Here is a 21,701-nt window from a genome sequence, read left to right on the forward strand (position 1 = left end):
GGTCAGGGAGCTGCCCACAGGCCCCGGACGTGGCCGAGGTGCCGGGTCATCACCGCCCGTACGGCGTCCTCGTCCCGGGCGAGCAGCGCGTCCAGGATCCGCAGGTGCTCCTCGGCGGACTCCTCCAGGCGCCCCTGCTCCACCAGCGCCGTCAGTCCGTAGAGCCGGGAGCGGCGCCTGAGGTCCCGTACGACGTCGACGAGATGGCCGTTGCCGGCGAGGGCCAGCAGGCCGAGGTGGAAGCGCAGGTCGGCCTCGACATAGGCGATGAGGTCACCGCTCGCCGCGGAGGTGACGATCTCCTGGGCGACCGGGCGGAGCGCCTCCAGAGCCACCGCGTCGGCCGTGGCGGCGAGGCCCGCGGTCGTGGGGATCTCGATCAGCGCCCGGATATGGGTGTACTCGTCGAGCTGCTGCTCGGAGACGACGGTGACCCGGAAGCCCTTGTTGGGCACGGTGTCGACCAGCCCCTCCTTGGCGAGGTCGAGCATGGCCTCGCGCACGGGAGTGGCCGAGACGCCGAAGCGGGCGGCGAGGCCGGGAGCCGAATAGACCTCGCCGGGGCGCAGTTCCCCGGCGATCAGAGCGGCCCGCAGCGCGTCCGCCACCCGCTCCCGGTGGCTGGGTTTCCTGCTGCCCAGCACGGGCAGGGCGGGGAGGTGCTGCGGGGCCATGACGGTCGGGGTTCCTCTCTTGTGCACAGCTCGTGTGACGTTGGGGGGCGCTCTACAGGACGAATCCCGCCGGGAACGGGTCGTCGGGGTCGAGCAGGTACTGGGCGGTGCCGGTGATCCACGCGCGTCCGGTGAAGCTGGGCAGTACGGCCGGACGGCCGGCGACCTCGGTCGTGCCGAGCAGTCTGCCGGTGAACCGGGTACCGATGAAGGACTCGTTCACGAACTCGGTGTGCAGCGGGAGTTCGCCGCGGGCGTGCAGTTGTGCCATGCGGGCGCTGGTGCCGGTGCCGCAGGGCGAACGGTCGAACCAGCCGGGGTGGATGGCCATGGCGTGCCGGGAGTGCCGGGCGGTGGATCCGGGTGCGGCCAGGTAGACGTGGTGGAGGCCGTGGATGGAGGGGTCCTCCGGGTGGACGGGCGGGTCCTCGGCGTTGACGGCGGCCATGAGGGACAGGCCGGCGGCGAGGATCTCGTCCTTGCGGGACCGGTCGAAGGGCAGGCCGAACCGCTCCAGCGGCAGGATGGCGTAGAAGTTGCCTCCGAAGGCGAGGTCGTACGTCACCGTCCGTCCGTCGGCGAGGGTGGTCTTGCGGTCCAGGCCGACGGCGAAGGAGGGGACGTTCCGGAGGGTGACCGCCTTGGCGGCGCCGCCCTCGACCGCCACCTCGGCGACGACCGGGCCCGCCGGGGTGTCGAGCCGGATGGTGGTGACCGGCTCGACCACCTCGACCATGCCGGTCTCGACGAGCACGGTCGCCACGCCGACGGTGCCGTGCCCGCACATCGGCAGATAGCCGGAGACCTCGATGTAGACGACGCCCCAGTCGCAGTCGGGCCGGGTCGGCGGCTGGAGGATCGCGCCGCTCATGGCGGAGTGGCCGCGCGGCTCGTTCATCAGCAACTGCTTGATGTCGTCGCGGTGTTCGCGGAACCACAGTCGCCGCTCGTTCATGGTGGCGCCGGGGATGGTGCCGACGCCGCCGGTGATCACGCGGGTCGGCATGCCCTCGGTGTGCGAGTCGACGGCGTGCAGGACGAGTCCGCTGCGCATGGTCACCGGGCCCATCCGGCCGCGACGGCCTTCTCGGTGGCGGCCCGGACGGCCGCCTGCTGCTCGGGCGGCAGCGGCACGCGCGGCGGACGGCAGGGGCCGCCGTGGCGGCCGACCACGTCCATGGACAGCTTGATGGCCTGGACGAACTCCACCCGCGAGTCCCACCGCAGCAGCGGATGCAGCTGCCGGTATAGGGGCAGCGCCGTGTCGAGGTCGCCGCCGACGGCCGCACGGTAGAGCTCGACCGAGGCCCGGGGCAGCGCGTTCGGGTAGCCCGCCACCCAGCCCTTGGCGCCCGCGACGGCCAGCTCCAGCAGGACGTCGTCCGCGCCGATCAGCAGGTCGAGTTCGGGGGCGAGTTCGGCGATCCGGTAGGCCCGGCGGACATCGCCCGAGAACTCCTTCACCCCCTGGATGTACCCCTCGCCGTGCAGCCGGGCGAGCAGTTCCGGTACGAGGTCGACCTTGGTGTCGATCGGGTTGTTGTACGCGACGACCGGCAGGCCCGCCCCCGCCACCTCGGCGTAGTGGGCGAGGACGGAGCGTTCGTCGGCGCGGTAGGCGTTGGGCGGCAGCAGCATCACCGCCCGGCAGCCGGCCTCGCCCGCCTGCTCGGCCCAGCGCCGGCACTCGGCGGAGCCGTAGGCGGCGACGCCGGGCATGACGCGCTCCCCGCCGATCGCGGCGACGGCCGTCTCGACGACCCGGGCTCGCTCCTCGGGGGTGAGCACCTGGTATTCGCCGAGGGAGCCGTTGGGCACGACGCCGTCGCAGCCGTTCCCCACGAGCCAGGCGCAGTGCTCGGCGTACTTGTCGTAGTCGACGGAGAGGTCGTCGCGCAGCGGGAGCGCGGTGGCGACGAGGACGCCGCGCCAGGGGTGGTGGTCGGTCATGACAGTCCCTCCTGGGTGTGTTGCCGTGCGAGGACGCCGAGCGGCACGGGCCGGGCGAACGGCCGTCTGGCAGGGGCGGGTTCACAGCCGGCGAGCCCCGCGACCGCGGCGGCGCACATCCGGCCCTGGCACCAGCCCATCCCGGCCCGGGTGAGCAGCTTCACGGTGCGTTCGTCGCCCGCTCCGAGGTCCAGGGCGTCGCGCACGGCGCCGGCGGTGACCTCCTCGCAGCGGCAGATCACGGTGTCGTCGGTGACCTGCTCGGCCCAGCGCGCGGGCGGCGCGTAGGCGGAGGCGAGGGCGGCTGCGATGCCCTTGAGCCGTCTACGGGCCTTCAGGGCGGCGGGGGCCGGGTCGGGGTCGGCGCCGCGCAGGTGGGCCGCGGCGGAGGAGCCGGCGATGTGCCCCTCGGCGAGGGCGAGGGCCGCGCCGCCGATACCGGTGGCCTCCCCGGCCGCCCAGACACCGGGTACGTCGGTGCGCTGCTCGGCGTCGACGGCCACGGTGAGCCCGTCGAGGCGGCAGCCGAGACCCTCGGCGAGGTCGGTGTGCGGGAGCATGCCGTGGCCGACGGCCAGGGTGTCGCAGAGCAGGTGCCGCCCGGTACCGGGCCGGACGCGGCCGTCGATGCCGAGGGCGGCGACCGTGACGCCGGTCAGCCGGTCGTCGCCGTGGGCGCGGACGACGGTGTGGCGGGCGAGCACGGGAACACGGTGGCGCAGCAGCCGGGCCGCGTATCCGGCGCCCTCCGGGAGCTTGCCGGCCAGGGCCCTGCCGTGGCGGGCCAGACGCCGGGGGGCGGTGGACTCCACCAGCGCGGCGACCTCGACGCCGGCTGCCGCGAGTCCGGTCGCCACGGGCAGCAGCAGTGGCCCGGCCCCGGCCACGACCGCCCGGCGCCCCGGCACCACGAGCCCGCCCTTGAGCATGGCCTGTGCTCCGCCGGCGGTGACGACACCCGGGAGGGTCCAGCCGGGGAAGGGCAGCACCTGCTCGTACCCGCCGGTGGCCAGCAGCACGGCCCGGGCGCGCACCTCGGCCGGCTCCTCCTGCCCGGGCCCGAGCAGCGCGTGCACGGCGAAGCCGTCGGCGGTCCGCTCCGCACACCAGACGTGGTGATCCGTCAGTACGCGCACGGCACTGGCGGCGAGTCCGTCCCTCAGCCGTTCCCAGGTCCGCCACTGGTGGTGCAGCGCCTCGGGTCGCCCGGCCCCGAGGCCGTCGGCGGGCTGCCGGTAGAACTGCCCGCCCGGCTCGTTCGCGGAGTCGACGAGTGCGACGCGTACGCCGCGTGCGGAGGCGGCCAGGGCCGCGGCGAGGCCGGCCGGTCCGGCTCCGATGACGGCGAGTTCAGTCCGCATGACCGGCCCCCTCGCCGTCCGCTCCGCCGCGGGCCGGCTCCTCGTCCTCCGCTTCCCCGTGGACCGGCTCCTCATGGCCCGTCCCCTCCTGCGTGCCGATCGCGTCACCCGGCCGCACCACCACCAGACAGGCCCGCTGGTTGGGCCGCCCGTTGACGGTCACCAGGCAGTCGAAGCAGACGCCGATGCCGCAGAACACCCCGCGCGGACGGCCCTCGCCCCGGGTGGTGCGCCAGGAGGAGAGGCCCGCCGCCCACAACACGGCGGCGACCGTCTGCCCGGGCAGCGCCTCGACCGGGCGCCCGTCGAACGTGACGGTGAAGGCGGGGCCGGGCCTGGCCCCCGCCAGTTCCAGCGGATTCACACGGCCTCCTCGGGAAAGCGGTCGGGCCGGAACGGGCCGAGGTCCAGGTCCGGTTCCCGCCCGGTCAGCGCCTGGGCGATCAGCTGCCCGGTGCCGGTGGCCAGCCCGATGCCCGCGCCCTCGTGCCCGCAGGCGTGGAGGAGCCCGGGCGCGCGGGGGTCGGGTCCGATCGCGGGCAGGTGGTCCGGCAGATACGGCCGGAAGCCGGCGTAGGTCCGCACGGCCCGGACTCCGGCCAGGAACGGGAAGAGCCCGGTCGCGTCCGCCGCCAGCGCCCGGACGGCGGGGAGGGACAACGACCGGTCGAAGCCGACCCGTTCGCGGCTCGCGCCGATGAGGACCGGCCCGGCCGGGGTGCCCTCGACCACCGGGGAGGTCTGCAGGGCCGCCGAGTCGCTCGCGACGTCGGCGACGTAGTCGGCGGCGTACACCTTGTGCCGGATCCGGGGCGGCAGCGGCTCGGTGACCAGTACGAAGCCGCGCCGGGGCAGCACCGGCAGGGACACTCCGGCCCGGGCCGCCACCTCTCCGCCCCAGGTGCCGGCCGCGTTGACGACGGCCGGGGCGTGGAGGTCGCCCCGGTCGGTACGCACGCCGCGCAGCGCACCGTCGGCACCGCGCAGCACCCCGGTCACCTCCCGGCCGGTGAGCAGCCGGGCGCCGGAGGCGCGCAGGAGGTGCGCCGCCGCGAGGGCGGGCATCACCTGGGCGTCCTGCGGGTAGTGCATGCCGCCCGAGAGACCGGGGGCCAGGTAGGGCTCCAGGTCCAAGAGCCGGTCGGGCGGCACCGGGACGGCCTCGACCCCGGCTGCCCGCTGCCCGGCGGCGAGCTTGTCCAGCCCGGCCAGGGCCCTGTCGGTACCGGCGACGACGACACCGCCCTTGGCCTCGTACTCGACGGCCTTGCCCAGCCCTTCCTCGGCCAGTTCGGCCCACAGACGGGCGGACAGCAGGGCCAGGTCGAGTTCGGGTCCGGGTTCCTTGTCGGAGACGAGGAGGTTCCCCTCCCCCGCGCCGGTCGTCCCGCCGGCCACCGGGCCCCGGTCCACCACGACGGTGTCGAGGCCCGCGCGGGCCGCGTACAGGGCACAGGCGGCACCGACCACTCCGGCTCCGACCACCACGACATCGCAGGTCAGCGGCTCGCACACGTCAGTACTATGTCACACACCACACTATCTGGGAATGGGCCCGCCCAGGGCTGCCGAGCGGGCGGGAGGGGTCAGTCGGCCGCCGGGACGACCCTCAGATGGGAGGCGGTGCGGCGGGTCCGGCGGTCGCGGGACGGGGCACGGCGGGTCTCCCGCAGGACGAACGTCAGCCGGGTGCAGCCCAGTTCCTCGAGCGTCCGGGAGGTCTCGGCGACGACCCGGCACTCGGTCGCGCCCCGGCGCGGGTCCGGATGCAGCAGCGGCCGTACGGCACCGTCCTGCTCGACAGCGTCCTCGCCGACCGAGCGGATCCAGTGCGGCAGGCCGTGCCGGTAGGCGGCCTCCATGATCGGGTCCTGGGCGATGTCACGGCGGATGGCCTGCAGTCCGTGGTCGGGCCCGTGGCCCTCCACGGTCCGCGCGAAGTGCGCGAGCATCGGCAGACACCAGCTCGCCTCGTGCTCGCCGAGCACCGTGGGAGCGTCGGGGTGGAAGAGCACGAACCTGAGGAAGTTGTCGCCCGGCATGGCCGTCGGGTGCGGCCCGACGGCGCCGAAAAGCGACCGGAAGGCACTGTTGGTCAGCACCACGTCCCAGCAGTGGTCGACGACGAGCGAGGGGAAGGAGGCGGCCTCCAGGAGCCCGGCGTAGTCCTCCAGGTAGGCCCGGGCCTCGGGAGTCTCGGCGACGGGCCGCGGTGCCGGCCGCTGCCCTCCTGCCTGAAATGCCATCGGGAGGTCACCCCTCTTGCCTCTGCGGCCTTGACGCGGCGCCCCGATCCTGCTGCCCGGAGCTGATGCGTGTCAACTATCGTGGCATTTCGTGCCGGTTGACGGCTGAAATTGGCCACAGTTGTGGCGAGACCTGGATGTGAGTTCGAAGCACCGGCTACGCTCCGGGAAGTTCACGCCGGGATAGGTCACGGCATCCGCTTGTGAGAAGCCTGTGAGAGACGTAGGAGAATCGTCGGTGACGGGTGGCTTCATCGAGGGTCCTGGCGCCACACAGACGGCCGTGCTACCGGCCGTCGTCTCCCGTGTCACCGCGCTCGCCGACCGGCTCGGCGTGCCGCACCCCGAGGTCTTCGACACCGGCCGGCTGTCCGTCGCCTCCGGGGTCCCGGAGCCCGTGGTGAAAGCCCTGCTCAGCGGCCGCCCGGCGGGCGAGCCCGATGTGCAGGCCCGGTTCCTGCAGCGGCTGGACCTGCTGCGCCGGACCCGGCTCAAGCCCAACGGCCGCAGATACACCCAGCAGGAGATCGCCGACGGCGCGGGCATGTCCCGCCAGCAGGCCGGCGCCCTCATCAACGGCGACCGGCGGCCGACCATGGAGCACTGCGACGCCCTCCAGCGGTTCTTCCGGGTGCACGCCGGTTTCCTCACGGCCGAGGACCCCGAGGCGCTCGTGGGCGCCCTCCAGAACATCGAGCAGGAGCTGTTGCAGAAGCTCGCCGACCGCGAACGGGAGGCGGCCGCGGCGGCCGACGACCCGCTGGAGCGGCTGCTGCAGGACCACGGCGTGCGCGGCATCGCCTGGCGGGCCGCGCAGCTGCCCACCGACCAGCACCGCGACAAGGTCGCGGAGTGGCTGGACATGCTCCTGGAGAGCGTCAAGCGGCCCGAGTCGTGACCGTGGGGAGAACTGTGGGCATCGGTAAGGAAATGCGCCGCCTGTGCGGCGAGCTGGTCGCGGAGCTGACCCTCCCCGCACCGGCACGGCCCGACGACCTGTACGCCGCGCTGTGCGACGGGATGAGCAGACGCCGTGGCCGCCCCGTCCGCTTCCGTACGGCCGCCTTCCCGCCCGGGACCGCGAGCGGGCTCTGGCTCGACATGGCCGAGCAGGATCTCGTGGTCATCGAGGAACGCACGGCTCCCGATCACCAGTTGGTGATCCTGGGGCACGAGCTGTGGCACATGAAGGCGGGGCACTGCTCCCACCACGTCGCGGGCGTGGCGGTCGCGGCCCGGATGCTCGAAGAGGGCGCCGATCTGCAGGCGACCGTGCTGAAGGTCGCCGCGCGCACCCGGTTCGACCTCGACGACGAGAAGGAGGCCGAAAGCTTCGGTCTGCTGCTCGCCAGCAAGTGCCGGGCGTGGCTGGCCGGTTCGTCGTCGCGGGGGCCGGTGCAGCGGGACCATCTCGCGGGACGGATCGAGGCGTCGCTGGGGTATCGCGGTCCGCAGGGCTGACGGGCCGCCGGTGACGGGCCACGGTTCCGCCTCCGCCGAGCGGGCGAACCGAGGGGCGGTGGGACCGGATTGTCAGTGGTGGGCGGCAAGCTGGAGGGGCGCCACCGCTGTGCGGGGCGTCCCGCCCTCGCGGGCGCGGGACCGATGACGCCGACACGGGGAGAGCCGACCGATGCCGACCGCCGTACTGACCGACCGTGAACGCACCGCGGTCCAGGCCTACCTGCGCCTGCTGCACACCGTCCGGGCAGCCTTCGACCGGGAGGGCGGCCCGCCCGTCGTCCCGCCCGCGGTCCTCGCCGAGGCGGAACAGGCCCTGGAGCGCGCCGGCCTGACCGGCAACGAGCAGGAGTTCTTCCGCCTGCTGGAGAGCTGGTGCCCGGAGCCGGGGCCCTGAGTGGGGGTCCGAAGCCGGGCTTCGAGCCCGGAGTCCGGAGCCAGGCTGAAGGCCACTGAGGACCGGAGCCGGGGCCGTGCCCTGAATGGGGGTCCGAAGCCAGGCTTCGAGCCCGGAGTCCGGAGCCAGCCTGAAGGTCACTGACGACCGGAGCCGGGGCCGGCCCCGAAGCCGGGGCGGAAGGCGGCAGCAGGGCCGACCACCCGGCCCGGCCTTCAGGCTCGGGCCGCAGCCCTGGGCCGACGCTCCCAGCCGGAGCTTCCGGGCTCGGGAGGGGTGCGCTGAAGTGCGGTGCCGGAAACCCGGGCATGCGAAGGGCGTTCAGGTGTGCGGTACGGCGACCGCCGTCGCGATCAGGCCCCGCCGCGCGGTCCAGCGGCCCTCGAAGTGGTCGAGGCGGCGGCCTCCCACCCGCGGCCCCGGGACGAGGAGTTCGGCGCGGAAGCGGCCGTCCGCAGTGAGCTCGATGTCGGCCTCCACGAAGTCGAGCCATTCGCGGGTGAGGGGAAACCATGCCTTGTAGACGGACTCCTTCGCGCTGAACAGCAGCCGGTCCCAGTGGATGCCGGGCCGTTCGGCGGCGAGCCGCCGCAGCCGGGCCGCCTCGGCCGGCAGGGACACGGACGGCAGGACCCCCTCGGGCAGCGGCCCGTGGCTTTCGACGTCGATACCGAGGGAGGCCAGGTCGCCGGTGCGGACCAGGGCGGCGGCGCAGTAGTCGTCGCAGTGGGTCATGCTGCCGGTCAGCCCGGCCGGCCAGCCCGGGGCGCCGCGCTCCCCCGGCAGGATCGGCTGCGGCGGCACACCGAGCTTCTCCATGGCGCGGCGGGCACAGGAGCGTACGGCGGCGAACTCCCGCCGCCGCTTGGCGACCGCCCGCGCCACGACCGCCGCCTCCTCGGGGTAGAGCGGCGCGTCCGCGTCCTGCTGGCCGTACGCCTCCACCGTGACCACGGCTGGGGGCAGCAGTTCCTCGATCACCGCTCTTCGCCCTCCCTCGGCAGGATGCGCCGCGGCTGCCCCGGCGGCCGGGACCGCTCGCGCCACTCCCGGGGGTAGCCCAGCGACACCTCCTCGAAGCGCACGCCCTCCTGGACGGTGGTGCGGGGGATGTGCAGGTGCCCGTACACCATCGTGTGGACGCGGAACCTGCGGTGCCAGTCGGCCGTCAGGTCCGTGCCGCACCACATGGCGAACTCGGGGTGCCACAGGACGTCCATCGGATGCCGGTGCAGCGGGTAGTGGTTGAGGGCGATCACTGGCAGGTCGCCGGGCAGTCCTGCCAGTCTGCGCTCGGTCTCGGCGACCCGGGCCCGGCACCAGGCCTCGCGGCTCGGGTAGGGGTCGGGGTGCAGCAGGTACTCGTCGGTGCACACGATGCCCGTACCCTGCGCGTACGCCAGCCCCTCCTCCTTGGTCGCGCAGCCGGCCGGCAGGAACGAGTAGTCGTAGAGCAGGAACAGCGGGGCGACGGCCATCGGTCCGCCGGGGCCGTCCCACACGGGGTAGGGGTCCTCGGGTGTCGTGACGCCGAGTTCCCGGCACAGTTCGACCAGGTGCTCGTACCGGGCGGCGCCGCGCAGGGTGACGGCATCTCTCGGATGGCTCCACAGCTCGTGGTTCCCGGGCACCCAGACGACCTTGCTGAAGCGGGCCGTGAGCATCTTGAGGGCCCAGCCGATGTCGGCCACGGTCTCCGCGACGTCACCGGCGACGAGCAGCCAGTCCTCGTCGGTGCCGGGCCGCATCCGTTCCACCAGGGCGCGGTTCTCCGGGTAGCCGATGTGCAGATCGCTGATGGCCAGCAGCTGTCCGGCACCGGCCGTCGACGTCACCCCTCGCCCCCTCCTCGCACGCCCTCCCCCAAGAGATCACATCGGTGCGCCGGGGACAAGGGCGGCCGGCCACGAACGGAGCAATCGTTCACACGGGCGTTGCACGAGAACGCCCGTCGAAGCCGTATGATCTGGCCCAACACCACCGCCGTGAACTTCCCTTCGATCAGGGGCGGTTTGGTGACCCTCCATTCTTCCTGCCCGGGCACGGGCCGCTGAGCCCTGCCCGCGAACCGTGAAAGGCGGCCTGCATGGTCTCTCGCGTACGCGTCTGGCTCAACCGCACGTACGCGGAGAACGTCTTCTTCATGGATCAGCTGCGGAGAAATCCCAGCGACCGGGCGGTCGAGATCCACGCCACGCACGGTGACCCGGATTCCCCGGTGCTGGCCGCCGCCGACACCGCCGAACTCGAACCCGAGAACCTGTCCCCGGCCGGGTACGTCGAATACGCGCTGGACCAGTGCGCGCGGCGCGGCATCGACGTGTTCGTGCCCCGGCTGCACCAGGCGGCGATCGTGGCGCACCGCGCCGAGTTCGAGGCAGCAGACACGGCGGTGCTGGCGCCGCCGCCCGAGGCGGTGGCCGTCTTCCACGACAAGGTGATCGCCTACGAGGCGGTCCAGGCGATCGGCGTGCCGGTGCCGCCGTGGTGGCGGGTCCGGTCGGCCGACGAACTCGTCGCGGCTGTCGAGGAGTTGGAGGACGCCGGGCACAAGGCGTGCTTCAAGCCCGCGTCCGGGGCGGGCGGGGTGGGCTTCCGCGTGATCACGCGCAGTCCCTTCTCGATGACGCATCTGAGCGGGTTCCCCAGCCCGTACGTGCCGCTCGAACTGGCGCTGGAGGCGCTGGGGCAGGCCGAGGAGCCGGTCGACTGGCTGGTGATGCCGCGGCTGGAGCAGCCCGAGGTGTCGGTGGACTGCCTGACCGGTCCGGACAACCGGGTGCGGCTGGCGGTGGGCCGCACCAAGAACGGGCGACGGCGGGGCTTCACGCTGCGCGAGCAGTGGCTGGACCCGGCCCGGCGGATCGCGGAGGGGTTCGGTCTGCACTACCTGTCCAACATCCAGTTCCGGATGTTCGGCGACCGGCCGGTCCTCATGGACGTCAACACCCGCCCGGCCGGCGGCCTGCACCAGCTGTCCCTGTGCGGTGTCAACGCCCCTTGGGCCGCCGTGCAGCTGGCTCTCGGCGAGGACCCGGGTGAGGTGGTTCCGCCGTTCCTGGGCCAGGACTACACGGTGGTGTCGGGACCCCGTCCGCTGCTCCCGGCGTCGCTGCCGCAGCAGCTGCCCGAGGCCGCGGAGCCGCTGCCGGCGGTACCCGCGCCCGCGCCGGCCGAGTCGTTCGACTCCGTCGGGACGGCGGCTCAGGCGGTGCCGCTCCCGGACCTGGCCGCGAGCGCCTCGCGCCACACCGGGCTGTCGACGTAGTGGTTGCCGAAGCGTTCCGAGGAGTCCTCGATCTCCTGCGGGTCGGCCTCGCCGCGCATCACCCGGCCCAGTAGCCGCAGGCAGTCGAAGCGTCCCGCGCCCGGGGTGAAGACGAACAGCACGTCGGCTGTCGCACCGGGGGCGGCGGCGAAAGCGTGCGGGGTGTGCGGCGGCACCAGGAGGAGGGCGGGGGCGCCGATCGCGCCCTCCAGTCGGAGTCCCAGAGTGGAGGCCGACCTTCAGGCCCTGCTCGCGCAGCGCGTCGGCGTACCCGGCGATGAGGTCCCGGCCCACGTCGGGGTCACCGTGGGCAGTGTCCCGGAGGGCGACCCCGTCGTGGTGGCGGCTGGTCAGGACGGCGTACTCGGCGCCGGCCCGGGCGAACAGCCGTGCCCGGGCGCGCGGATCGCAGCGGGACGCGGCGACGCGGTCGAGCTGGGACATGTACCGCTCGTACGGCACGACGTCGTCGTGGAACGACCAGGACTCCTGGACTCCGTCCACCGCGCAGATGCCCCGGCGGACGAAGATCCACGAGTGGCGTCGGTGAGCCACGGCTGGACGGCCACGGGTCAGGCCCTTCGCAGGCGCAGCGTCACAATCTGGAAGGGCCGCAGGGCGACGGCGACACCGCCACCGGTGATCTCCGCGTCCTCCAGCGGGCGCTCCAGCAGGTCGGTGACCTGGGCCCCGGCCAGCGGGAACCCGGTGCGCAGGACGCCGGTGGCACGGCCGCCGCGGGACTCGTAGAGCCGTACGACGACATCGCCGCAGGCGTCGTCGGCGAGCTTGACCGCCTCCACGGTCAGGCCCTCGCCCTCGACGGAGACGACCGGCTCGGGGGCTCCGGCCGCGTCGGCCACCCGGAGCGGGAGGTTGAGGGCGTAGCCCTCGGCGACGGCGTCCTCGATGCGGGCGCCGGGCAGCAGCGCGTAGGTGAAGCGGTGGCGGCCCTGGTCGGCCTCGGGGTCGGGGATGCGCGGGGCGCGGACCAGCGACAGGCGGACGGTGGTCGTGGTGCCGCCGTCCTCGCGGACCGTGCGCGACACGTCGTGGCCGTAGGTCGAGTCGTTGATGACCGCGACGCCGTAGCCGGGTTCGCCGATGTGCACCCAGCGGTGGCCGGAGACCTCGAAGCGGGCCGCCTCCCAGCTGGTGTTGGTGTGGGTGGGGCGCTGGATGTGGCCGAACTGGATCTCGGCCGAGGAGTGCGGGGCGCGGATGTCGACCGGGAAGGCCGCCTTGAGGATCTTCTCGGTCTCGTGCCAGTCGATGTCCGTCTCGATGTCGATCCGGGGACTGCCGGCCCGGACGGTGATGGTCTGGGTGATCTTCGAGCCCTTGCCGAAGTCCCGCTCGACGCGGATGGCGCCGATGAGCGGGTCCTGCTCGACGACCGTGACGGACGAGGCGTCGAGCAGGTCCGTGTAGCGGTTCTGGTAGTGCTTGTCGATGTCCCAGGCGTCCCAGTAGTTGGGCAGGTCGGTGTGCAGGCGCAGCAGGTTGCCCGGCTCGGCCAGGACCTCGCGGCCGGCCCTCAGGTCGCGGACGGACGACAGGGTGCCGTCCTCGGCCACCTCGACACGGACCAGTCCGTTGTCGAGGATCCTGCCGTGCACCGTGACGGGCTGCGGGGGCTCCGTGTCGGTGAGGGGCGCGGAGCCGCTCGCGGGCACCTCCACGTACACGGGTGCGCCGTCGGCGGTGCGGACCACTTCGGCCCGGTCGTAGGGGCCGGCGTTGAAGACACGGGGGCCGCCGGCGCCGAGGGCGGTGAGCGCCTCAGCCGTCAAAGCCTGCAGCTCGCGGGCGACACGGGCGTACTCGGCCTCGGCCTCGCGGTGCACCCAGGCGATGGAGGAGCCGGGCAGGATGTCGTGGAACTGGTGCAGCAGCACCGTCTTCCACAGCCGGTCCAGCTTCTCGTGCGGGTACGCGTAGCCCGGCGCGTGCAGCGCGGCCGTGGTCGCCCACAGCTCCGCCTCGCGCAGGAGGTGCTCGGAGCGGCGGTTGCCCTGCTTGGTGCGGGCCTGGGAGGTGTAGGTGGCGCGGTGCAGCTCCAGGTAGAGCTCGCCGACCCAGACGGGCGCGTCCGGGTACTCCTCGCGGGCCTTGGCGAAGAACTCGTCGGGGTGTTCGACGACGACCTTCGCGGAGCCCTCCAGGTCCGCCAGCCGGCGGGCGCGTTCCATGATCTCGCGGGTGGGGCCGCCACCGCCGTCGCCCCAGCCGAAGGGCGCCAGGGAGCGGGAGGCGCCGCCCTTCTCCGAGTAGTTGCGGACCGCGCGGGACATCTCCTCGCCGCTGAAGCGGGCGTTGTAGGTGTCGACCGGCGGGAAGTGGGTGAAGATCCGGGTGCCGTCGATGCCCTCCCACCAGAAGGTGTGGTGGGGGAATTTGTTGGTCTGGTTCCAGGAGATCTTCTGGGTGAGGAACCACTCGTTGCCCGCGAGCTTGGCGAGCTGCGGGTAGGCCGCGTTGTAGCCGAAGGAGTCCGGCAGCCACACGCCCTTGGTCTCGATGCCGAAGTGGTCGATGAAGAACCGCTTGCCGTGGATGAACTGGCGGGCGACGGCCTCGCCGCCGGGCAGGTTGCCGTCGGCCTCCACCCACATGCCGCCGACCGGCGCCCACTGGCCGTTCTTGACCGACTCCTGGATGCGGGCCCAGACCTTGGGGTAGTTGTCGCGCACCCACTCGTACTGCTGGGCCTGGGAGCAGGCGAAGATGAAGTCGTCGTACTCGTCGGCCAGCGACGTGACGTTGGAGAACGTGCGGGACGTCTTGCGCTTGGTCTCGCGGATCGGCCAGAGCCAGGCGGAGTCGATGTGGGCGTGGCCGACGCCGGAGATCGTGTGCGCGCTGGCGTGCGCGGGCTTGGAAAGCGCCGGCTTCAGCGCCTCGCGCACTGCGGCGGCCGAGCCGGAGACGTCGTCCAGGTCGAGCAGGTCCATCGCCCGGTCGAGGGCGTGCGCGATCTCGTGCCGGCGCGGGTCGTGCTCGCCCAGCTCCAGCATCAGCTCGCGCAGCACCTGCACGTCGAGGTCGAGGTGCCAGACCTCCTCGTCGAGGATGGCGATGTCGGCGCTGCGGAAGGTGTAGAGGGGCTGGTCGCCCGCGGTCAGCTTGTCGCCGAGGGGGGTGGGCCTGGAGAAGTTGTCCGCGAGGATGTCCGGGTTGGAGGCGGCCTCGACCAGGTAGTCGACCGTCTCGCCCCCCTCGGCCGGGTTGGCGATCGCCACGTACTGGTTGAGCGGGTTCACGGCCTTCAGCGGGGTGCCGTCCGTGAGGTGCACGAGGGCCTCGGCCTGGTTGCCGGGCCAGTCACCGACGAAGCCGAGGTCGATGACGGCCTCGACGCGCTTGCCGGCCCACTCGGTGGGGACCCGGCCGCGCATGCGGAACCATGTGGTGCCCCAGGGCGGTCCCCACGGGGTGCCCATCGCGAACGGCTCGTAGGAGGCGCCGGCCGCCTCCTCGAACGGAACCGGCTCCCCCGGGGCCTGCCAGGCCTCCACCTCGAAGGGGACGGTGGCCGAGTAGATCGCGGTCTTGATGCGCTGGTCGTGAAGGCGCTGCACGCGCTCCTCGATCCGGCGGCTTTCGTCGTGCATGAGATGTCTCCAGCGGGAAGAGCGGGGGAAAGCGCTTACCGAACGGCGTTCACCTAAGGTACGCCAGCCCGGGGTGGACCTCGGTGTAGCCCTCGACCAGCCTGCGGGCCACGTTGACCGAGTCGACGAGCGGGTGCAGCGCGAAGGCCTTCACGGCCGTCGTGCGGGAGCCGGAGTCGGCGGCGGCCAGCACCTCGCGTTCGACGGCCTTGACCGCGCAGACCAGACCGGTGGCGTGGCCGGGCAGCGGGTCGACGGTGACGGGGTGGGCGCCGTTGGCGTCGACGAGGCACGGGACCTCGATGACGGCGTCCGTGTCCAGGATCGACAGCGTGCGCTGGTTGCGGACGTTGAGGATCAAGGTCGTGCGCTCGTCGCGGGCGATGGCCCGCATCAGGGCGAGGGCGACCTTCTCGTAGCCGCCGGACAGGTCGTCCTCGTCGCGCTCGCCGGCGCCGGCGGTCTCGCGGTTCTCGGCCATGTAGGTGGCTTCGCGCTCGGCGCGGGTCCGGTCCCAGGTCTTCAGGGCGGGGGCGTCCGGGTTCGCCATCTCGGCGTAGAAGCGGGCCTGCTGGTCGTGCAGGAAGGCCCCGCGGGTCTTCTCGGCCTGCTGGTAGGCGCGGACGGCCTCGCGGTTGAAGTAGTAGTAGTGCAGGTATTCGTTGGGGATCGCACCCAGGGAGCGGAGCCAGTCGACGCCGAAGAGCTTGCCCTCCTCGAACGAGCCGAGCAGGTCGGGGTCGGCGAGCAGTCGCGGGAGTTCGTCCCGGCCGGCGACGCGCAGGCCGCGCACCCAGCCGAGGTGGTTGAGGCCGACGTAGTCGATCCACGCCTCGCCCGGGTTCTTCACGCCGAGCACGCGCGCGATGCGGCGGCCGAGGCCGACCGGGGAGTCGCAGATGCCGATGACGCGGTCGCCGAGGTGGCGGGACATGGCCTCGGTGACCAGGCCGGCCGGGTTGGTGAAGTTGATGACCCAGGCGTCGGGCGCGAGCCGCGCCACCCGCCGGGCGATGTCGACGGCGACCGGGACCGTGCGCAGTCCGTAGGCGATGCCGCCCGCGCCGACCGTCTCCTGGCCGAGCACGCCCTCCGCCAGCGCCACGCGCTCGTCGTTCGCGCGGCCCTCCAGCCCGCCGACACGGATCGCGGAGAAGACGAAGTCGGCGCCGCGCAGGGCCTCGTCCAGGTCGGTGGTGGCGGTCACCTCGGGTGCGTCGGGCACCCCGGCCGCCTGCTCGGCGAGGACCCGCGTCACGGCCGACAGCCGCCGGGCGTCCAGATCGTGCAGGACGACGTGGGTCACCCGGCCCTCGGCGTGGTCCTGGAGGAGCGCCCCGTAGACCAACGGCACGCGGAATCCTCCGCCGCCCAGAATCGTCAGCTTCACCGGGTTCCTCCGATTCGGTCGGCCGCGCGGAGCGCGTTGCGAGAACCAGGCACGCGCCGCCTCCTTGAACTTGGTTCCGGACGCCGGTCTGGTTCCGGCCCGGCCGGCGGTGAGGGTGTACGACCCTGCTGGTAGCTGCACGGCGGGGCGGCCCGGGCCGGGAATCCCCCCGCTTCGGCTGGGGAAGGGGTCACGTCTGCACCTTTCCCGCCACGACGACCTCGACGCCCGCCTCCTGCAGGGAGGCCCGCGTCGCCGTGTCGACCGGCGCGTTCGTCACCACCACGTCCAGGTCCTCGGGACCGCAGACCTTCGCCATCCCGTTCCCGGGGAACTTCGCCGCGTCGGCGAGCAGCACGACCTTCTCGCCGGCCTTGATCATGGCGCGCTTGACCGGCACCTCCACGACCGTGGTGTCCATGACCTGCCCGCCGGGCCGCACCCCGCTGGTGCCGAGGAAGAGCCAGTCGGCGTGCAGCTGGCGCAGGTTGTCCTCGGTGAGGAAGCCGACCAGGGAGCGGTACTCGCGGCGGACCATGCCGCCGAGCAGCACCAGCTCGATGCCCTCGTCGTCGGCGAGTTCCTCGTAGACCACCAGGTTGCTGGTGATCACGGTGAGCCGGCGGCCGTGCAGCTGCCGGGCCAGGCGGTAGGCGGTCGTCCCGATGTCCAGCAGCACCGACTGGCCGTCCTTGATCATGGCCGCCGCGCGTGCGGCTATGGCGTCCTTCTCGGAGACGCGCACCTCGGCGACCTCGGCGAAAGGCTGGTCGCCCTCCTCGACCACGGCTCCGCCGTGGACACGCGTCAGCAGACCGTCCTCCTCGAGTTTCACCAGGTCACGCCTGATGGTGGCCGGGCTCACACCCAGCTGCTCGGAGAGGTCGGTCACAGCCGCGGGGCCGCCGGAGCGCAGGGCCCGCAGGATGAGTCGGTGTCGTCGTTCTGCCAGCACGCCGTGCACATTACTCGTCATCTCCAATCATCGCCATGCTCAGTTCTGCTCGGGTATTGACCAATCTCCTCAGATCGGCGCACGATTCCGCTCACAGAAATGAAGAGTTTTGACGATCTCTGTCGAAGCCCCGAGCGAGAGGACGCATCCGTGGACGACGACCGGCCCGATGTGCTGCTGACCGGGCTGCTCTTCTACGACCTCGTCCTCACGGGGCTCGGCAAGCCGCCGACACCGGGCGAGGAAATCTGGGCGGAGGGCATGGGCTGCGGCCCGGGCGGCATCGCGAACCTCGCGGTGGCCGCTTCGCGCTTCGGCCTCAGGACCTCCCTGGCCACGGTGTTCGGCGACGACTTCTACGGCCGGTACTGCCGGGACGTCCTGTCCGGCCGGGAAGGTGTCGACCTCTCGCTCTCCCGTACCGCGGACGACTGGCCGACCCCGGTCACCGTCTCCGTCGCCTACGGCCACGACCGGGCCCTGCTCACCCACGGCAAGGAGCCGCCGTACTCGCAGGACGCGCTGATGGGCGACCCGCCCGAGGCGCGGACCGCCCTCGTGCACCTCGAGGCGGAGCCCCGCCGGTGGCTCGCCAAGGCCGCCGCCAACGGCACGCTGATCTACGCCGATGTCGGCTGGGATCCCACCCAGGTGTGGTCCACGGCCCTCCTCGACCAGCTCTCCCTGTGCCACGCCTTCCTTCCGAACGAGACCGAGGCGATGGCCTACACCCGCACCGACAGCGCGCTCGCGGCGCTCGGCACGCTCTCCGAACTGGTGCCGGTCGCCGTGGTGACGCGGGGCGGTGACGGGGCCATCGCCGTCGACCAGATCACCGGCGAGTACGCGGAGGTCCCGGCGCTGGACACGGACGTCCTGGACGCGACGGGCGCCGGGGACGTCTTCGGCGCGAGCTTCGTCGCGGCCTCGCTCGACGGCTGGCCCCTGGCGGAACGGCTGCGGTTCGCCGTCCTGGCGGCCGGGCTCTCCGTCGGACACCACGGCGGGGCTTTCGCGGCCCCCGGCTGGTACGGCGTCGACCGCTGGTGGCGCTCCCTGACCGACCCCGGGCTGAAGCAGGCGTACGGCTTCCTCGCGGACCGGCTCCCGGAGTCCCCCGGGCCACCGGTCGCGTACGCCCCCGTGACCCCTCCGGCGCGGCAGCACTGATCCTCACCAACCCCTCAGCACCACGAACGGCAACACAACAGGAGTGACCCGTGGACCTTTCTCGCAGAGGCTTCCTCCAGGCCGCCACGCTCACCGCGGCCGCTTCCGGCCTGACCGTCGCGTGCGGCGGCGGCTCGGGATCGGGCGGCACCAAGAACGGCAAGAGCCTCACCATGTGGTACTGGGGTGGCGCGCTGAGCGACAAGGTGGTCGCGGAGGCCAAGAAGCACTTCGGCAGCCAGGTCGCACTGACCGCCGCCTCCATCGGTGGCGACTTCAAGCAGAAGCTCACCACCACCCTCGCGGCGGGCAGCTCCGTGCCCGACATCACCGGCATCAAGGGCGAGGACATCGCGTCCTTCCTGCCCAACGCCGACCGCTTCCTCGACCTGAACGACCTGGGCTTCAAGAAGATCTCGTCCCAGTACCTGGAGTGGAAGACCAAGCTCGCCCAGACCGAGGACGGCAAGCAGATCGGTTTCCCGATCGACATCGGTCCCACCGCGCTCTTCTACCGCGCGGACCTGTTCCGCGAGGCCGGGCTGCCCACCGACCCGGCCGAGGTCGCCGCCGAGGCCAAGACCTGGGACGACTACTTCGCGCTCGGCTCCGAGCTGAGGAAGGCGCTGCCCGGCAGCTACCTGATCAACAACATCAGCTCGGTGTTCAACATCGCGGTCGGCCAGGGCACCAAGCGGTTCGTCGACCAGAACAACCACTTCATCGGCGATCAGGACCACATCCGCGCCGCGTGGGCCACGGCGGTCCGCCCCTACACGCTCGGCATCGACGCCAAGATCAACGACAACACCTGGAACGCCGCCATCGGCAAGAACCTGACCACCGAGCTCGGCGCGGCCTGGCACGCGCTGGACATCGAGCAGGCCGCCCCGGGCACCAAGGGCAAGTGGCGGGTCTGCGCGACGCCCGGCGGGCCGGCCAACCAGGGCGGCTCCTACCTGGCCCTGCCCAAGCAGTGCCGGAACCCCGAAGAGGCATTCAAGATCATCAGCTGGATCCTCAGCCCGGCCAACAACGCCCGGGGCTTCACCGACGCCGCCATCTTCCCGGCCTCCCCGAAGGCGTACGCCATGCCGGCCATGACGGGCCCCGACGCCTTCTTCGGCGGACAGAAGATCATCGAGGTCTTCGGCCCGGCCGCCGAAGCCATCCCGGTCAGCTACGAGGCACCCGCCGACGCCGCGGTCATGGCTCCCTACTTCACCGAACTGACCAACATCGAGGCCAAGGGAAAGAAGCCCGACGCCGCCTGGAAGGACGCGGTCAGCCAGGCCAAGCAGATCGCCCGGCGGCAGGGGGTGAACTGAGGTGTCGTCACCTCCGGTCACCGGCCCCGCCGCGGTGCACGGGCACCGCGGCGGGCCGGGCCCGGCCCGGTTCCGCCCGCGGCGCACCCCGCCCGCGGGCGCCGCTCGGCCCAGACGTCGCGGGGTGCTGTCGTACTGGCGGCAGTACCTGGCGATCTCGCCGTTCTACCTGATCTTCATCGCCTTCTCCTTCTTCCCCATCTTCTATTCGCTGTATCTGGCCTTCCAGCGCTACGACGGCCTGGGCACCAAGCAGTTCGTGGGCCTGCAGCAGTTCGAGTTCCTCTGGGACGACCCGATCTTCTGGCTGTCGATCCGCAACACCCTGGTGATCTGGGTCCTGTCCACCGTTCCCACGCTCTTCGGCGCCCTGGTCCTGGCGACGCTGCTGCATTCGGTGCGCCGCTTCAAGGGCTTCTACCGCATCGCCCTCTACGTACCGAACGTCACGTCGATCGTCGCCGTGGCGATCTTCTTCGGCGCGGTGTTCAGCAACAACTTCGGCCTGGTCAACGCGATCCTGGGCACGGTGGGCATCTCGCCCGTCCCGTGGCTGAGCAACCCGTGGCTGATCAAAGTGGTCATCGCGCTGCTGATGACCTGGATGTGGACCGGCTACAACATGATCATCTATCTGGCCGGTCTCCAGGCCATCCCGAACTCGGTCTACGAGGCCGCCAGGATGGACGGCGCCGGTCCCGTCCGCACCTTCTTCCAGATCACGATCCCGATCATGCGGCCGATCATCCTGTTCACCGTCATCGTCTCGACCATCAACGGCCTGCAGAGCTTCAGCGAACCCCAGGTCCTCTTCGCCAGCAACGCCGCCAACCAGAATCTCGGCGGCCCGGGCCAGGCCGGCCTGACCACGCTGCTGTACTTCTACCAGTCGGCCTTCCTCAACAACGACTACGGCTACGGCGCGGCCATTGTGTGGGCCTTCTTCGTACTGATCATCGTGCTCGTCGCCGTCAACTGGCGCATCGTGCAACGAGGGAGGAAGTCATGACGGCAGCGGCCACGACGCGGCCGGCCACGGGCGCGAGGCGGCTGCGCCGCCCCAAGGGCCTGGCCGCGCACGTCTTCCTCATCCTGGCCGTCGCGGTCTCGGTCTTCCCGTTCGTGTGGACGATCGTCATGGCGACCAACACCACCCAGGACATCTACAAGAGCCCGCCGAAGCTGACCTTCGGCTCCCACCTGCTGGAGAACGTCCGGCACGTGCTCGACACCATCGACTTCTTCGGGTCGATGCTCAACACGGTCGTCGTCGCGTGCGCCACCACCGTCCTGGTGCTGTTCGTCGACTCGCTGGCGGCCTTCGCCTTCGCCAAGTTCGACTTCCCCGGGCGCAAGGTGCTCTTCGGCACGCTGCTGGTGTTCATGATGCTGCCGCTCCAGCTGGCCGTCCTGCCGCAGTTCATCCTCATGTCGGAGATCGGCTGGGTCGGCATGCTCAAGGCCCTGGTCCCACCCGCCCTCGCCAACGCCTTCGGCATCTTCTGGCTGCGCCAGTACATCGAGAACGGGGTGCCCGACGAACTGCTCGACGCGGCGCGCATCGACGGCGCCGGCTTCTTCCGTCAGTACTGGAACGTCGCGCTGCCGATGATCAGGCCCGCGTTGTCCTTCCTCGCCATCTACGTCTTCGTCGGTGCCTGGAACGACTACGTCTGGCCGCTCATCGTGCTCACCGACCCCGACCACGTCACGCTCCAGGTGGAGCTCGCACAGCTCCACGTCGGCCACACCACCGACTACAGCATGGTCATGGCCGGTGTGCTCATGGCGTCCCTGCCGCTGGTCGTGGTCTTCGCCGTGTTCGCTCGCGGCTTCATCGCGGGCGCCACCGAAGGCGCGGTCCAGGGCAGCTGAACCGCTGCCGGG

At 72.0% G+C, this 21,701-nt stretch carries 19 protein-coding genes and 3 pseudogenes; 8 read left to right on the forward strand and 14 right to left on the reverse strand.

Annotation, left to right across the window (positions count from 1 at the left end; all coding sequences use genetic code 11):
• Positions 1-2: 2 nt before the first annotated feature.
• From ACWD1U_RS10555 to ACWD1U_RS10585, 7 genes and pseudogenes are all read right to left on the reverse strand, one after another.
• Positions 3-674, reverse strand: coding sequence for a GntR family transcriptional regulator (locus ACWD1U_RS10555; RefSeq protein WP_451106263.1), 672 nt, complete (start codon positions 672-674; stop codon positions 3-5).
• 52 nt (positions 675-726) lie between these two features.
• Positions 727-1,728 (reverse strand): proline racemase family protein, encoded by a 1,002-nt coding sequence (locus tag ACWD1U_RS10560; protein ID WP_451106429.1) that lies wholly within the window; start codon positions 1,726-1,728, stop codon positions 727-729.
• Positions 1,729-1,730: 2 nt separating this feature from the next.
• A complete protein-coding gene (locus ACWD1U_RS10565) occupies positions 1,731-2,624 on the reverse strand; it encodes a dihydrodipicolinate synthase family protein (RefSeq protein WP_451106265.1) in 894 nt (297 codons plus the stop codon).
• Positions 2,621-3,985: an FAD-dependent oxidoreductase gene (locus tag ACWD1U_RS10570; RefSeq protein ID WP_451106267.1), complete on the reverse strand. Its 1,365-nt coding sequence runs from the start codon at positions 3,983-3,985 to the stop codon at positions 2,621-2,623. The genes ACWD1U_RS10565 and ACWD1U_RS10570 overlap by 4 nt, the downstream gene beginning before the upstream one ends.
• A 70-nt stretch (positions 3,986-4,055) precedes the next feature.
• Positions 4,056-4,349, reverse strand: a pseudogene (locus ACWD1U_RS10575) ((2Fe-2S)-binding protein); the annotation flags it as partial.
• Positions 4,346-5,500, reverse strand: coding sequence for an NAD(P)/FAD-dependent oxidoreductase (locus tag ACWD1U_RS10580; protein ID WP_451106269.1), 1,155 nt, complete (start codon positions 5,498-5,500; stop codon positions 4,346-4,348). The gene ACWD1U_RS10580 and the pseudogene ACWD1U_RS10575, both read right to left, overlap by 4 nt.
• A 71-nt stretch (positions 5,501-5,571) precedes the next feature.
• Positions 5,572-6,231, reverse strand: a complete 660-nt coding sequence (locus tag ACWD1U_RS10585) for an MmyB family transcriptional regulator (protein ID WP_451106271.1) — start codon at positions 6,229-6,231, stop codon at positions 5,572-5,574.
• 238 nt (positions 6,232-6,469) lie between these two features.
• Here ACWD1U_RS10585 and ACWD1U_RS10590 point away from each other — a divergent pair, with 238 nt between their 5' ends.
• The 3 genes from ACWD1U_RS10590 to ACWD1U_RS10600 all read left to right on the forward strand — a co-directional run bounded on the left by ACWD1U_RS10590 (position 6,470) and on the right by ACWD1U_RS10600 (position 8,089).
• Entirely contained in the window at positions 6,470-7,129 is a 660-nt protein-coding gene (locus ACWD1U_RS10590; protein WP_451106272.1) for a helix-turn-helix domain-containing protein, read from the forward strand.
• Positions 7,130-7,161: 32 nt separating this feature from the next.
• Complete coding sequence (locus ACWD1U_RS10595) at positions 7,162-7,692, forward strand: toxin-antitoxin system, toxin component (protein ID WP_451106431.1); 531 nt, start codon at positions 7,162-7,164, stop codon at positions 7,690-7,692.
• A 172-nt stretch (positions 7,693-7,864) separates the two neighbouring features.
• Positions 7,865-8,089 carry a hypothetical protein gene (locus tag ACWD1U_RS10600; protein ID WP_451106274.1) on the forward strand — a complete coding sequence of 75 codons (225 nt, stop codon included), beginning with the start codon at positions 7,865-7,867 and terminating at the stop codon, positions 8,087-8,089.
• Positions 8,090-8,410: 321 nt separating this feature from the next.
• Here the strand turns inward: ACWD1U_RS10600 and ACWD1U_RS10605 are convergent, their stop codons facing one another.
• Both ACWD1U_RS10605 and ACWD1U_RS10610 read right to left on the reverse strand, forming a co-directional pair.
• On the reverse strand, positions 8,411-9,070 hold the full coding sequence (locus ACWD1U_RS10605; RefSeq protein ID WP_451106275.1) for a 4'-phosphopantetheinyl transferase family protein: 660 nt from the start codon (positions 9,068-9,070) through the stop codon (positions 8,411-8,413).
• Complete coding sequence (locus ACWD1U_RS10610) at positions 9,067-9,924, reverse strand: metallophosphoesterase family protein (RefSeq protein ID WP_451106276.1); 858 nt, start codon at positions 9,922-9,924, stop codon at positions 9,067-9,069. The genes ACWD1U_RS10605 and ACWD1U_RS10610 overlap by 4 nt, the downstream gene beginning before the upstream one ends.
• 251 nt (positions 9,925-10,175) lie before the next feature.
• Here ACWD1U_RS10610 and ACWD1U_RS10615 point away from each other — a divergent pair, with 251 nt between their 5' ends.
• Positions 10,176-11,357 carry an ATP-grasp domain-containing protein gene (locus ACWD1U_RS10615; RefSeq protein ID WP_451106278.1) on the forward strand — a complete coding sequence of 394 codons (1,182 nt, stop codon included), beginning with the start codon at positions 10,176-10,178 and terminating at the stop codon, positions 11,355-11,357.
• Here ACWD1U_RS10615 and ACWD1U_RS10620 read toward each other — a convergent pair.
• From ACWD1U_RS10620 to ACWD1U_RS10640, 5 genes and pseudogenes are all read right to left on the reverse strand, one after another.
• Positions 11,294-11,539 (reverse strand): annotated as a pseudogene (locus ACWD1U_RS10620) (cupin domain-containing protein); the annotation flags it as partial. The gene ACWD1U_RS10615 and the pseudogene ACWD1U_RS10620 sit on opposite strands and share 64 nt — an antisense overlap.
• A pseudogene (locus tag ACWD1U_RS10625) lies at positions 11,535-11,926 on the reverse strand (alpha-L-fucosidase); the annotation flags it as partial. The pseudogenes ACWD1U_RS10625 and ACWD1U_RS10620, both read right to left, overlap by 5 nt.
• 3 nt (positions 11,927-11,929) lie before the next feature.
• On the reverse strand, positions 11,930-14,971 hold the full coding sequence (locus tag ACWD1U_RS10630) for an alpha-mannosidase (protein ID WP_451106280.1): 3,042 nt from the start codon (positions 14,969-14,971) through the stop codon (positions 11,930-11,932).
• A gap of 49 nt (positions 14,972-15,020) precedes the next feature.
• Complete coding sequence (locus ACWD1U_RS10635) at positions 15,021-16,361, reverse strand: 6-phospho-beta-glucosidase (protein ID WP_451106281.1); 1,341 nt, start codon at positions 16,359-16,361, stop codon at positions 15,021-15,023.
• Positions 16,362-16,551: 190 nt separating this feature from the next.
• Complete coding sequence (locus ACWD1U_RS10640; RefSeq protein WP_451106283.1) at positions 16,552-17,316, reverse strand: DeoR/GlpR family DNA-binding transcription regulator; 765 nt, start codon at positions 17,314-17,316, stop codon at positions 16,552-16,554.
• Positions 17,317-17,466: 150 nt separating this feature from the next.
• On the opposite strand from ACWD1U_RS10640, the gene ACWD1U_RS10645 reads away from it, so the two are divergent.
• The 4 genes from ACWD1U_RS10645 to ACWD1U_RS10660 all read left to right on the forward strand — a co-directional run bounded on the left by ACWD1U_RS10645 (position 17,467) and on the right by ACWD1U_RS10660 (position 21,689).
• Positions 17,467-18,486 (forward strand): carbohydrate kinase family protein, encoded by a 1,020-nt coding sequence (locus ACWD1U_RS10645; protein ID WP_451106285.1) that lies wholly within the window; start codon positions 17,467-17,469, stop codon positions 18,484-18,486.
• Positions 18,487-18,536: 50 nt separating this feature from the next.
• On the forward strand, positions 18,537-19,814 hold the full coding sequence (locus ACWD1U_RS10650) for an extracellular solute-binding protein (RefSeq protein WP_451106287.1): 1,278 nt from the start codon (positions 18,537-18,539) through the stop codon (positions 19,812-19,814).
• Positions 19,815-19,938: 124 nt separating this feature from the next.
• Positions 19,939-20,823, forward strand: coding sequence for a carbohydrate ABC transporter permease (locus ACWD1U_RS10655; RefSeq protein WP_451106432.1), 885 nt, complete (start codon positions 19,939-19,941; stop codon positions 20,821-20,823).
• A complete protein-coding gene (locus ACWD1U_RS10660; RefSeq protein WP_451106289.1) occupies positions 20,820-21,689 on the forward strand; it encodes a carbohydrate ABC transporter permease in 870 nt (289 codons plus the stop codon). The genes ACWD1U_RS10655 and ACWD1U_RS10660 overlap by 4 nt, the downstream gene beginning before the upstream one ends.
• The last annotated feature ends 12 nt before the right edge of the window (positions 21,690-21,701 follow it).

The sequence above is a fragment of the Streptomyces sp. NPDC002788 genome (genome assembly GCF_053592115.1).

Coding starts and splice junctions, on each gene's coding strand:
- ACWD1U_RS10555 (WP_451106263.1), bottom strand. CDS start 674: ATGGCCCCGCAGCACCTCCCCGCCCTGCCCGTGCTGGGCAGCAGGAAA.
- ACWD1U_RS10560 (WP_451106429.1), bottom strand. CDS start 1,728: ATGCGCAGCGGACTCGTCCTGCACGCCGTCGACTCGCACACCGAGGGC.
- ACWD1U_RS10565 (WP_451106265.1), bottom strand. CDS start 2,624: ATGACCGACCACCACCCCTGGCGCGGCGTCCTCGTCGCCACCGCGCTC.
- ACWD1U_RS10570 (WP_451106267.1), bottom strand. CDS start 3,985: ATGCGGACTGAACTCGCCGTCATCGGAGCCGGACCGGCCGGCCTCGCC.
- ACWD1U_RS10585 (WP_451106271.1), bottom strand. CDS start 6,231: ATGGCATTTCAGGCAGGAGGGCAGCGGCCGGCACCGCGGCCCGTCGCC.
- ACWD1U_RS10595 (WP_451106431.1), top strand. CDS start 7,162: ATGCGCCGCCTGTGCGGCGAGCTGGTCGCGGAGCTGACCCTCCCCGCA.
- ACWD1U_RS10600 (WP_451106274.1), top strand. CDS start 7,865: ATGCCGACCGCCGTACTGACCGACCGTGAACGCACCGCGGTCCAGGCC.
- ACWD1U_RS10615 (WP_451106278.1), top strand. CDS start 10,176: ATGGTCTCTCGCGTACGCGTCTGGCTCAACCGCACGTACGCGGAGAAC.
- ACWD1U_RS10630 (WP_451106280.1), bottom strand. CDS start 14,971: ATGCACGACGAAAGCCGCCGGATCGAGGAGCGCGTGCAGCGCCTTCAC.
- ACWD1U_RS10660 (WP_451106289.1), top strand. CDS start 20,820: ATGACGGCAGCGGCCACGACGCGGCCGGCCACGGGCGCGAGGCGGCTG.